This window comes from Chitinophagales bacterium, assembly GCA_019694975.1.
In the GTDB taxonomy this organism is placed as follows: Bacteria; Bacteroidota; Bacteroidia; order Chitinophagales; family UBA10324; genus JACCZZ01.
Genome location: JAIBAY010000002.1, coordinates 361,680 through 373,699, shown reverse-complemented (window position 1 = coordinate 373,699; position 12,020 = coordinate 361,680). Strand labels below are relative to the sequence as shown.

At 46.0% G+C, this 12,020-nt stretch carries 6 protein-coding genes; 4 read left to right on the top strand and 2 right to left on the bottom strand.

Annotated features, from left to right (window positions below):
• The 3 genes from lipA to K1X61_04760 all read left to right on the top strand — a co-directional run bounded on the left by lipA (position 1) and on the right by K1X61_04760 (position 6,717).
• Positions 1–876 carry a lipoyl synthase gene (lipA, locus tag K1X61_04770; GenBank protein ID MBX7107942.1) on the top strand — a complete coding sequence of 292 codons (876 nt, stop codon included), beginning with the start codon at positions 1–3 and terminating at the stop codon, positions 874–876.
• A gap of 639 nt (positions 877–1,515) precedes the next feature.
• Entirely contained in the window at positions 1,516–4,197 is a 2,682-nt protein-coding gene (locus tag K1X61_04765) for a T9SS type A sorting domain-containing protein (protein MBX7107941.1), read from the top strand.
• 252 nt (positions 4,198–4,449) lie between these two features.
• On the top strand, positions 4,450–6,717 hold the full coding sequence (locus K1X61_04760) for a gliding motility-associated C-terminal domain-containing protein (protein MBX7107940.1): 2,268 nt from the start codon (positions 4,450–4,452) through the stop codon (positions 6,715–6,717).
• A gap of 23 nt (positions 6,718–6,740) precedes the next feature.
• Here the strand turns inward: K1X61_04760 and K1X61_04755 are convergent, their stop codons facing one another.
• Together K1X61_04755 and K1X61_04750 are read right to left on the bottom strand one after the other, a co-directional pair.
• Positions 6,741–7,265 carry a phosphoribosyltransferase gene (locus tag K1X61_04755; GenBank protein ID MBX7107939.1) on the bottom strand — a complete coding sequence of 175 codons (525 nt, stop codon included), beginning with the start codon at positions 7,263–7,265 and terminating at the stop codon, positions 6,741–6,743.
• A gap of 68 nt (positions 7,266–7,333) precedes the next feature.
• A complete protein-coding gene (locus K1X61_04750) occupies positions 7,334–9,667 on the bottom strand; it encodes a S8 family peptidase (protein MBX7107938.1) in 2,334 nt (777 codons plus the stop codon).
• Positions 9,668–9,760: 93 nt separating this feature from the next.
• On the opposite strand from K1X61_04750, the gene K1X61_04745 reads away from it, so the two are divergent.
• Positions 9,761–11,845 (top strand): 4Fe-4S dicluster domain-containing protein, encoded by a 2,085-nt coding sequence (locus K1X61_04745; protein ID MBX7107937.1) that lies wholly within the window; start codon positions 9,761–9,763, stop codon positions 11,843–11,845.
• The last annotated feature ends 175 nt before the right edge of the window (positions 11,846–12,020 follow it).

The window sequence follows — 12,020 nt, the reverse complement described above, 5'->3', positions numbered from 1 at the left end:
ATGATTGAATTCAATATTCTTCCGGAGAAACCGCAACGATTAAAAAAACCTGACTGGCTTCGTGTCAAATTGCCGACAGGAGAAAACTACCGTCATGTGCGCGGGCTCGTGGATCATTACAAATTACATACGATCTGCGAAAGCGGTAATTGCCCAAACATGGGAGAATGCTGGGGAGCAGGAACAGCGACTTTTATGATTCTCGGCAACGTATGTACCCGCTCCTGCGGATTTTGTGCCGTGTACACCGGTATGCCTACAGAACTGGATTGGGATGAACCTAAAAGAGTGGCGGAAGCCATTAAACTGATGGGTGTAAAACACGCGGTGCTCACTTCTGTCAATCGCGATGAGCTGAAAGACGGAGGCGCCGCTATCTGGGCAGCAACAGTACGTGCCGTACGTGAGTTGAACCCTGCAACAACAATGGAAACCCTGATACCTGATTTTAAGGGTAACATGCAAAGCGTTGACTTAATAATTGAGGTGAAACCGGAAGTAGTATCTCACAATATGGAAACTATTAGCCGTCTTTACCGGAAGGTACGCCCTCAGGCAAAATATGAACGCAGTCTTGCTGTCATCAGGCGTTTAAAGGATGGGGACATCAGAACCAAATCGGGTATCATGGCGGGACTGGGCGAGACGAAAGAAGAGGTTTTTGAAGTGATGGATGATCTTAGGGAAGCAGGTTGCGATGTATTAACGATCGGCCAATATCTTCAGCCAACCCGCAATCACCTGGAGGTGATAGAATGGGTGCACCCTGATACTTTTAAATTATATGAAGAAGCCGGCCTTTCAAAGGGTTTTAAATATGTGGAAAGTGCACCGTTGGTACGCTCATCGTATCATGCGGAGAAACATGTGGTGTAATTCCTGTTCCACTTATCAGGAAATCATTATCACCCGCGCAGCTGTTCCAATGCAATGCAATCAATCTCTTCATGTTTTTCTAAATCCTGTAAGCTTAAATGATTTTCATGCATTGTGCATATCTGGATTGCCGCTACAGCGTTGCCATGCAGAACATCAGATTATAATGAATACAGTACTTGCATAATACAATTTGTATGATCGTTACATGCAATATCCCGTGAATTGTAATATGAAAGTCAAATAAGATTGTCGCCACTTTCCAAGAACTTTATTGATAGTTCATCGGTTGTGATATTTGTAGTTGATGCTTCAGAGTTGAATGACGGAGGAACTAAGCATCTTGTTTCTTCAGGCATAGAGGGCAGTAAAATTATTTGTTGTAACAAAGATGAACAGACAACATGTGATACTTGAAGATAGTAGAAGCTAACTCTAAAGAGGCAATCAATGCGGTCATGCCGGATTTATTTCGGCATCTGTCAATGAATTGAAGAGATCCTGATCCCGATCAATCGGGTGAGGATGACATCAGGTATTTTGAGATAACTTCTAGTTGTGTGGTGAGTACGGAGCGGAGAATTTCAATTTGCGATAATCTTTTCTAACTTAGCCGATCTTAAATCCAAGAACCAAATTATGAGACGTTTACTACTAGTTACCGGATCAATCTCGCTGGTGTTTTTCTTTTTAATGGCTGCGTATGATCCATATAGTCGCCCGGAGGGAAAGGAAGGGCATGAAGATGGCGAACGCGGAATAGCAGGAGCAGTAGAGTGGTGGAAAACCGTTCGTACCAGTGAACAAACCGGTGAAATGGATTTTGCAGCAATGTATGCTGCACAGCAACAGGCGGATGCCATGAGCGCCACACGGAGCCTGGGCATTCAATGGGAAGAAATGGGGCCTGATAATGTAGGAGGAAGAGCGCGCGCTATATTATTTGATAAGGATCATCAGGGTGTTGTATTTGCCGGCGGTGTATCGGGTGGCATCTGGAAAAGCACGAACGGCGGCCAGTCCTGGGTAAAAGTGGATGACTTTTTGGAATCATTGGTGGTGACAACCATCGTGCAGGCAAGCAACGGAGATATTTATTTCGGAACAGGAGAGGCATTGTATGGTATTGGGTTGAACAATCCCACTGGCTTCAGTGCATTCGGTTTTCCGGGTAAAGGCATATGGAAATCAACGGACGGAGGCAATACATTTGTCCACCTGGATTCCACCACACCTGCAAGCGGCAACTCAACAACAGAAGACTGGGCATTTGTAAGCAGACTCGCAACAAGTCCCACCGATGCCAACAGGATTTATGCTTCAACGAATAAAGGATTGCGTATATCTGCCGATGGCGGAAATACATGGACAACTGCTGACGGCCCGATCAGTTCTTATTCATGGGATGTGCGAGTGGGAAGTGATGGATATGTGCATGCCGTGGTAGGAAATAAATACTACAGATCTACCACACCCAATGGCGACAGTTTTGAACTTCGCTCCGGGCAGGGAGGATTTCCAAACAGCGGCCTTGGAAGAATAGAATTATGTGTGGCCTCTTCCAATGCATCTTATGTGTACGCTGTTTGTATCAACAGCGGAGCGCAGGATTTACAAGGTGTTTATAAATCAACTGACGGTGGCCTTAACTGGACGCAGATAGGCCCTGGAGGCAGCGTGAACTTCAATCCGCCCGGACAGCAAGGAACCTACGACATTTGTATTAATGCTTTGCCTACTGACCCGGAGGTGATATATGTCGGAGGGCAGCTTAGTATGTGGAAGTATTCACCTTCATTAGGCTGGTTCACGGTAAGCAACTGGTTAGGCGAATTTTTTGACCTCGATATCTTTATTCATGCCGATATGCATGGCATCGAATTCAATCCATTCAATCCTGCCGAAATGTTTGTTGCATGTGATGGCGGTTTATTCAGAACGGGTACTGCCAACAATGTATATCCGATCTTCTCCGATCTCAACCGTAATTTTAATGTAACACAAGCCTATTCCGTATCAGCTGCACCTACCGGAGAAGTTCTTTTTGGTACCCAGGACAACGGAACAAACTATATTGATTTCCTTGGGAATACCATGATGTCATCAACTGAATTGCAAGGTGGTGACGGCGGTAATACCGAAATAGGACGGATCAATCCCAATGCTTTTTTTGCTGCATTACCTGCCGGAACAGTTACAAGATCATCAACGCCCGGTGGCGGATTCAATCTTTTCTATGATGACCGTATAGATGCTACCGGCGACGGGGCCGTTGACGAAGGTGCAGACTGGCTCACACCTTTTGCTTTATGGGAACAACCGGATACGGCGAGAACTTTTTATGCATTGGGTGCAGGTGGTGTTGGCGGCAGTTCAGGGCATATGTGGTTCACTAAAGGAGCGATGGACTTTGGCGTAAGCCCTGATTGGTTCCGCTTTCCGGTGACAAGCGGTTGGGTAACCTGTGTTGCTTTTTCCAATGACGGGAATACCGTATTTGCCGGCACATCGAATGGCATGATTTATCGTTATTCCAACCTCCTGGCTGTAGATGATGCAAACAGCTTCCGGTATCCTTCCATTTCTTCAACAGCTGCTGCCTGGAATGCCGTGGACAGTGGCATCACCGTACTTTCTGCTCCGGTGGAAAGTGGCCGGTACCTCCGTTGGATTGCTGTTGACCCGAGTGATCCAAACAACGTAATTGTTACTGCCGCGCGCTATGGTAATGATGCCAATATCTGGCGATCCACCAATGCCATGGGTACAACCATGACCTTCAGCGATATCACCGATAACCTTCCGAAAATGCCTGTATGGTCAGCCGTGGTGGATGTGGAGAATCCCAACAGGATAATTATCGGAACAGATCTCGGTGTTTATGCACGTGATCTTTCAAACAGTGATGGCTGGTCGGAAGAAAATGGTGGCATGGCGAGAGTGCCGGTGATGGTTGTTAAACAGGTTCCTTATTATGGAAAACCGTATCTCTATATCGGCACTTACGGACGTGGTGTTTTCCGTTCCGGCAGCCTTGTGGGCATACAACCGGTTTCTTCCGGTATCAGTAACATGATGCTTTTCCCAAACCCTGTACAGGATAAGGCTACAATCAGAATTTCACTCAGTAAGAGCGGCCCTGTAGAAATCAGGATTTATAACCTGCAGGGTGAAATGGTGCAGCAGCTGAACGAGCGGAATTTATCCAAAGGTGAAAGCACTGTGGAGATTAATACATCAAATCTCAAAACAGGTACCTACCTGTTGAGCGCCACTTCCGGCACTTCTTCTTTCAATCAAAAGATGACGGTGATACGATAGTCCGATAAAGCATCTCGGCTTTATTTAATTTACTGACAGCAGCATGATGCGGAAAGTTCTTCCGCTCTGCTGCTGTTTCTTCTTTTTGTTGATCAAAAGGTTGTCTGCCGGAACAGTTTGCTGGAAAATGCCTGAAAGACAATTGCATGGAATTGTTTATAAGTTATTTGATCAACACCACCGTTTGAAGCAGACTATATAAGCATTTCATTTTTTTGTACATTTCAGAAAATTTAGCACGTTCTCCCAAACATGCGCAGGGTTTTTTTACTCATCTTTTTTGTTTGCCTGTTCGCTGTGCCTGATGGCTTTGGCCAATGCAATGGCCTGCCAACAGACTGTGTCGGCACACAATCTTATACGGTTGATCCTGCCCCTGTCAATGGATTTTATAATGCGGGAACGGTGGTTACCTTTTGTTATACCATTCAGAATTATAATCAATGCAATTCCAACTGGTTTCATACGCTGGATCTGAATTTCGGACCAGGCTGGGATTTATCCACCATCACACCAATCAGCCTCCCTGTCAGCTGTGATGGAATCGGTAACTGGAATTACTATAATAGCGTAACATCCACCTCTACCGGACAGAGTTTCGGACCTTGCTTCTCTTACGACTCACCACTTGGCTTTCCGGGTAATGTGCTGGATGGAAATCCCGGAAATAATTTCGGCGATAATTGCGCTTCTTATACCTGGACATTTTGCTTTTCCATCATGGTGTCCAGCACATCTTATGGTCAGAGTCTTTCTGTTGATGCCACCGCAACTGGTGATGGTTCAGCAGGTTCATGGACCTCAAATACTTGTCCCGGTGCTGCTTTCAATATATCGAATGCATTTTCTCAGGCATGTTTTATCTCAGCTACCAATGTTGTGGTGGAGCCAACCTGTTTAAATAATGATGGTTCCATTTCATTAACGGTAACCGGAAATTTGGGTCCTGTTTCTTTTCTCTGGTCACCCGGCGGACAAACCACTGCTTCCATCAGTGGATTATCTGCAGGATCATACCAGGTGACCGTGTCAGATACGGTGAATTGTGAGGCCGTTTACAGCTTCGACCTTACCTATGATAATCCTGTTACATTTACAAATGCCATCCATGATGCCGCCTGCTTTGGCTATTGCGATGGTATTGCCACCATATTCGCAGCTAACGGTGCGGCTCCTTACAATTATAGCTGGTCAGGCACAGGTAATGTGACTTCCTATGACAGCGCGCTTTGCGCAGGCGACTATTATGTTACTATTACCGATGCCAACTATTGTGAACGCATTGATACAATTACTATAGGTTCACCGGCAGAAATTCAGCTCACCCCAACGGTTAAGGATGTTTCATGTTTTGGCGGTTATGATGGTTGGGCTACGGTGAATGCTACGGGAGGCTCCGGCATTTATTTCTTTAACTGGCAGCCATCGGGTCAGAACAGTGACACGGCAAAAAACCTGGTAACCGGAACATATACTGTTACCGCTACCGATACAAAAGGTTGTTTTGCGGATCTTGATGTTACGATTTCAAGTCCGCCGAAAATACTGATAGCTCCTTCGGTTACACCGGTGAGCTGTTATGGTTTCAGCGATGGCGCAATCACCACTTCGGTAAGTCAGGGCGTTGCACCTTACCAGTATTACTGGGTGAATAGCGGACAGGTAACATCAGCTATTAACTCATTGCCTGAGGGTAGTTATTCATTGCTCGTTACAGATGATTCAGGTTGCCAGCAACTGGATACTTTTTATGTTTCACAACCTGATTCACTTACAGGGATTTTGGCTATCACTCCCCCAAGTTGCCCTTCCGCCAACGATGGCGGCGTGGCAGCTGTGATGACAGGAGGCACTACGCCTTATGCTTTTATCTGGAACAACAATCCGTTGATGAATACACCGTCACTTGTTAATCTCGCGCAAGGTTACTTTTCAGTGCTGGTTACTGATGCCAACAATTGCAACGTGACCATTGCCGAATATGTGAAAGCATTACCTGACCTGGTGATTAATGCCGGAATGGATGTCTCCATTGAATTGGGCCATAGCACCATTTTAAATGCACAGGTCGACAGGTTTGGTGATTTTGATTTCCAATGGAAGCCGCCTTATAATCTTTCCGATAGTCTTTCCTGGACAACCTATGCTTATCCTTTTCAGACAACTGAATATGTAGTGGAAGTAACGGATCCTGCTTCCGGTTGTGTGGGCAGCGACACTGTTACAGTAATACTGCTGCCTTCAGGCTATGTGCTCGTGCCCAGTGCTTTTACACCTAACAACGATGGATTGAATGACCTGCTATTCCCGGTATCCGGCGAACTGGTGGAAATCACATCATTCAAGATTTTTAATCGCTGGGGACAGGTTGTCTTTTCAGGAACAGCAGAAGGATGGGATGGTACTTTTCATGGAAAGCCTGAGGAAACAGCCGCTTATGTATATGAAGTGCACTACCTTATTGAAGGTCGTGATGGCCAGTCATATACCACTTCGGGCAGCGTTATGCTGATCAGGTAACCACAAATTAACTTGCTTTTCGCTCAGCTCAGATAGACAGCTTCTTCGAGGCCGGTTCCTATCTCAACCGTAATATGCTCCTGCATACTCGTGGACAGAGATAATCCTACGTAATCCGGACTCACGGGATACACTTTATGTTTCCGGTCAATTAATACGGCAACCTGTATTCGCTTTGGTGCGAAATCAAGAAAGGGTTTCATGGCATAAAGCAATGTTTTGCCCGTATTGGCCACATCATCGCATACAATCACCACCTTGTTATTTACAAAAGACGGATCGATACCCATCAGGATTTCAGACGTTGCCGGATTGTGTTTTTGCAATTGGATATCAGTTAAAATTACCGAGAAATGCCCCGCATGCCGGAGTTTAGCCTCAAGGCGCTGTGCAAACACAAAGCCTTTCTGCCTGATGCCTGCCAGCACGATTTCCTGTTCGTCATCATTGTGCTCCAGGATCTCATAGCTGATGCGTTCTGCTTTTCTGTTGATATCGTCTGCTGTCAGAATAACTGACCGTTTAATCTCTTCCATAAATAAATCCATGATCTTTTACTGCTTATACCTTCACTGCATCACAATAATTTTTTGGATGAAGGCTTGTTCAGCATACTTTAATAGATAATCAGTTTCTTCACACCGGTCGTCGCATTACCTGATTCAAGATGGTAAAAGTACAAACCAGGTTCAAGTTCTTCCTTCATGGCCAGCAAATCATTTTTACCGTTAACCTTAATCTTCATCACCGGTTTGCCTGATAAATCGTTGATCAAGATAAAGCCACTGACATCATCTTTTAATCCGCAGTAAAAATTAGTGAAACCATTTGCAGGATTGGGATACGCCACGATGGCAAGATCCACTTTACCTGTTTGCGAAATGCCGACATTATAAATGCAGGAGCCATCGTCCGTATTCGCTGCTGCATTATAATTCAATGCAGCAACATCGGTACAGCCGAAAAGTACAGGTATGCAACTGCCATCATCAACAGTTGCTGCCGGATCATAATTAATTGAAAACGGTACGGTGCAGCCATACGTGATATTGATATTCATGGCTGCATAACCATCTACCTTCCCAAAACCCCATTTGTTGTCAGGCAAGTCATCACCGGTAAAACTGTCTTCAAAACAGGAAAGCAGGATAGCATCTTTTACTTCCCTGTATGATGCCCCGGGATTCTTTTGCAAGTACAGCGCAGCAATACCCGCTACTACAGGTGATGCCATGGAAGTGCCACCGTTTACATTATGCATACCGCCCAGCGCCACCTTGTAGGCTTGCGAGAGTACGAGCGCGGCAGCCTGTGAAAGCTGACTCGTTGCGAGAGTTCGGTTGCCCGGCGCACCCGCATCAGGTTTAATACGCCCGTCACGCGTAGGCCCTAAGCTGGAAGAGATGGCAAGGTCACCGGGCATATCCAGCGGATAGGCAATCAGGTCTCCATAATAATCAATATACTGATTGCGGTTGATGTAGTTTGCAATGGTGATCACTTTATCAGAACAGGTGAAACTGCTCACAATAGTTTGATGGATATCCGGTGACTTATAACGAACGATATCGGGAAATGTAGAAGCCGGTGGGAGTGAAAGCACCATGTCGGAGGTGCCGGTTGTTGATGAACCGCTCCACAAATCAAAATGTCCGCTTCCGTTTGTAATAAATCGCCAGTAATAGCTGGTCACATCCGGCTGAATAAATATCTCACAGGAATAGCTGCTGTCGTATTCATAGGCTGTAATCGTGGCAATGCCGAGCCTGGTGGTGCCATTCCATAAAGTGTCTTTGATCGTGAAGGAACCTGTTGTGAAGTTGAAATCATTCAACAGGTTTAAATATCCGGTTCGGCCAAGCGATGCGTAGGGTGAATTGTTATCTGCGCCAATGGCAAAACTGAAAGTCTCCGCTGCATCCTTGCTGATCCACCATTCATAGTATATTCCGCCAATAACATTGTTGTATTTAAACCAGGTGAAGGAAGAATCAGCAGCCGTTTCATATCCCAGGTGAAATGGAATATTGCCGGCATTACCGGCAGCGCATACGAAGGTGCGGCCTTGCTGCTGCATAATGAGATCATCAATCAACTGAGCCGGTAGATCATCGCCATCATGTGAACCAGCATAAGTGCCAATGCTTGCATTGATGACACAGGGCTTGCCAAGGCCGGCAGCTTTATCAAATGAATACTTCGTAGCATCTGCTACGTTGATCAGGAAATTTTCATCCATGCTCACTGCCACCGTGATGATGTCGCAAGCAGGCGCAACACCTGTAAAATTATTGATTGCCTTACCGTTGCCGGTAGCTATGCCTGTAACATTTGAGCCATGGCCGAAATTATAGAACGGTTCTGCATGCGTGCATAATCCGGCATCTATGGCAGCATCATCCCATTCCTGCCCGTAACCGAATGGTTCAGGAAAGGTTCCGCCATAATCAACAGTCTGATCCCACAGGTAGCGGATCCGTGTTGTGCCATCATCGTTTTTGAAATCTGCATGGGTGAAGTCAATACCATCATCCAGCACAGCCATCACAATACCGGTGCCGTCATAAGCCTGTGTAAGCGGAGGGAAACCTCCATGCACCGGCGAAATATTGGCATTCAGTAAGGTCATGTCATCCATCATCTGGCCTTTGCCATGCAATCCTTCCAGCCTGCTCACGCCCTGCTTCGCCGCCAGCTGTTTCACTTTATTCAATGGTAAGCAAAACGCTACAATATCAGCCACTGAGTATTTACTGGTGCCGCCTAATTGTTTCACTGCATTGTTGATGAGCGTCACATCACCCTGGGCAAGTAATGAAACGCAACGTGCGGAAGTGTCGCCAGACAAAAGCGCTTTAAGAAGGCCGCTGTTCATTTGTGCACGCGGCTGCGAAAAAACAAATGCCGGAAGGAGGCATACAAGATAAATGAGTTGTATTTTTCGCAGCATAACTGTTAACCCAAATTTTTTAACCGGCGGAGGAGTCGATACATGAATGGCGATTTTCAAATGCTGCACCCGTTCTAAAAATAAGTATAAATGATGACTGCACAAATACTCTTTGTGATCTGCCTGGCTATAGCCATCTTCATTTTCACCAGGAATGTGAGGAAGATCATCCGCAACATTCACCTCGGGCGTGATGAAAAAATTACAGGTGACACATCCAGGCGCTGGCGAACCTTGCTGCGGGTGGCACTCGGGCAATCAAAAATAATGAGTAAGCCGCTGGCCGGTATTTTTCATGTCATCATTTATGCCGGTTTCATCATTATTAATACAGAAGTGCTGGAGATAATGATCGATGGCATTTTCGGAACGCATCGCATTTTTGCCGCTGTTTTACCCGGCGGGTTGTATGGTTTTATTATTGCCGTTTATGAATGGCTGGCAGTCCTGACTATATTAGCTGCCGTAGTTTTTCTGTGCAGAAGGTATATTATCCGGCTTTCGCGATTTACTGCACCCGATCTCGATGGATGGCCGAGGAGAGATGCTGCCATCATCCTGCTGTTTGAACTGGTGCTCATGTTTTTGTTTCTATCGATGAATGCAGCAGATCATTTGCTGCAGCAGTCGTCCGTTGAACATTATATCCATGCAGGATGGTTTCCTGTAAGCGCTTTATTTTTTGAACCCCTTTACCGCTCACTGCCGGTGGATGCGTTGATCATGGTTGAACGTGCTGCCTGGTGGATGCATATTACCGGTATCCTCGTATTTCTGAATTACCTGGTCATCTCCAAGCATTTTCATATCATCATTTCTTTTCCGAATGTATTCTTCTCCAATCTTTTTCCGCAGGGAAGAATTAAGAATTCCGCTGCCGTTACCCGCGAGGTGAAACTGATGCTTGACCCTGCAGCGGTGCCTGATGCCGGCGAGCAAACTGCGGCGCGGTTCGGGGCAAAGGATATCAATGATCTTTCCTGGAAGCAACTGATGGACGCATATTCCTGCACAGAGTGCGGACGCTGCACTGCCGCCTGTCCTGCAAACATCACCGGCAAAAAACTTTCTCCGCGCCTGATCATGATGAAAACCCGCGACAGGATAGAAGAAGTAGGGAAGCAAATCGATCAGCATGGTGCCGGTTTCAGTGATCAGCAATCTTTGCTTGGCGACTATATCACAGAAGAAGAGTTGTGGGCATGCACTACCTGCAATGCCTGTGTGGAAGCCTGTCCGGTTAATATTTCCCCGATGGGCATCATCATGGATTTGCGACAGTCACTTGTGATGGAAGAATCAAAGATGCCGAATGAGCTTGCCATGATGAACACTAATATTGAAAACAATGGTGCGCCATGGCAGTTTTCTCCAGGCGACCGTTTCAATTGGGCAGATGGCCTTGACATACCGTTGATGGCAGATGTGGCAGCAAGAGGTGAAACGGCAGATGTGCTTTTCTGGGTCGGTTGTGCAGGTTCTTTTGATGACCGCTATAAAAATGTGACACGATCTTTTGCCAGGATTTTAACTGCTGCCGGTATCCGTTTTGCCGTGATGGGAACGGAAGAGACCTGTACCGGCGATCCAGCCAAGCGTGCCGGCAATGAGTTTCTTTTCCAGATGCAGGCTTTCAATAATATCACCAACCTCAATAATTATGGGGTGAAAAAAATAGTGACTGCCTGTCCGCATTGCTTTAATACGCTGAAGAATGAATATCCTGAGCTGGGAGGAAATTATGAGGTGATGCACCACACTGCCTTCCTGCAGCAACTCCTACTTGATGGAAAGATAAAGATTCGTGAGGATAGTGACCTACGGAATAGGTCCATCACCTACCACGATTCCTGTTACATCGGCAGGGGTAATGGTATCTATGAGGCACCACGCTCTGTCTTGGAAAATTTCAAGTCCGATCTGAAAGAGATGAAGCGCTGCCGTACCAACGGATTGTGCTGCGGAGCCGGTGGCGCACAAGTGTTCAAAGAAGAGGAACCCGGAAAGAAAAGAGTTAACACCGAACGCGCGGAAGATGTGCTTGCCACAGGTGCCGGTATAGTGGCAGTGGCATGCCCGTTTTGTATGACCATGCTTGATGACGGACTAAAAAATAAAGCAGGCGATGATGCGCCGAAAATCAAAGATATTGCTGAGCTGGTTGCACAGAACCTTTAAAAGTGCAGTATTACGGGAACCGGTTTTCATACAGATTCATCAGTATTGTTGCGGGAAGCTTTTGTCTTTCAGAATGTTTCTTGATACTTCTTGTTTTGAGTTGCAGCTAAAACGGGTCTGGATATTATGGAGCGCAAAATTCATCTATTAATCCACTTTCCTTTTTTCTATTTAA

Bases quoted from the DNA above. Each gene is read 5' to 3' on its own strand.
- K1X61_04750 (MBX7107938.1), bottom strand. From the start codon at position 9,667: ATGCTGCGAAAAATACAACTCATTTATCTTGTATGCCTCCTTCCGGCA.
- K1X61_04760 (MBX7107940.1), top strand. From the start codon at position 4,450: ATGCGCAGGGTTTTTTTACTCATCTTTTTTGTTTGCCTGTTCGCTGTG.
- K1X61_04755 (MBX7107939.1), bottom strand. From the start codon at position 7,265: ATGGATTTATTTATGGAAGAGATTAAACGGTCAGTTATTCTGACAGCA.
- K1X61_04745 (MBX7107937.1), top strand. From the start codon at position 9,761: ATGACTGCACAAATACTCTTTGTGATCTGCCTGGCTATAGCCATCTTC.
- lipA (MBX7107942.1), top strand. From the start codon at position 1: ATGATTGAATTCAATATTCTTCCGGAGAAACCGCAACGATTAAAAAAA.
- K1X61_04765 (MBX7107941.1), top strand. From the start codon at position 1,516: ATGAGACGTTTACTACTAGTTACCGGATCAATCTCGCTGGTGTTTTTC.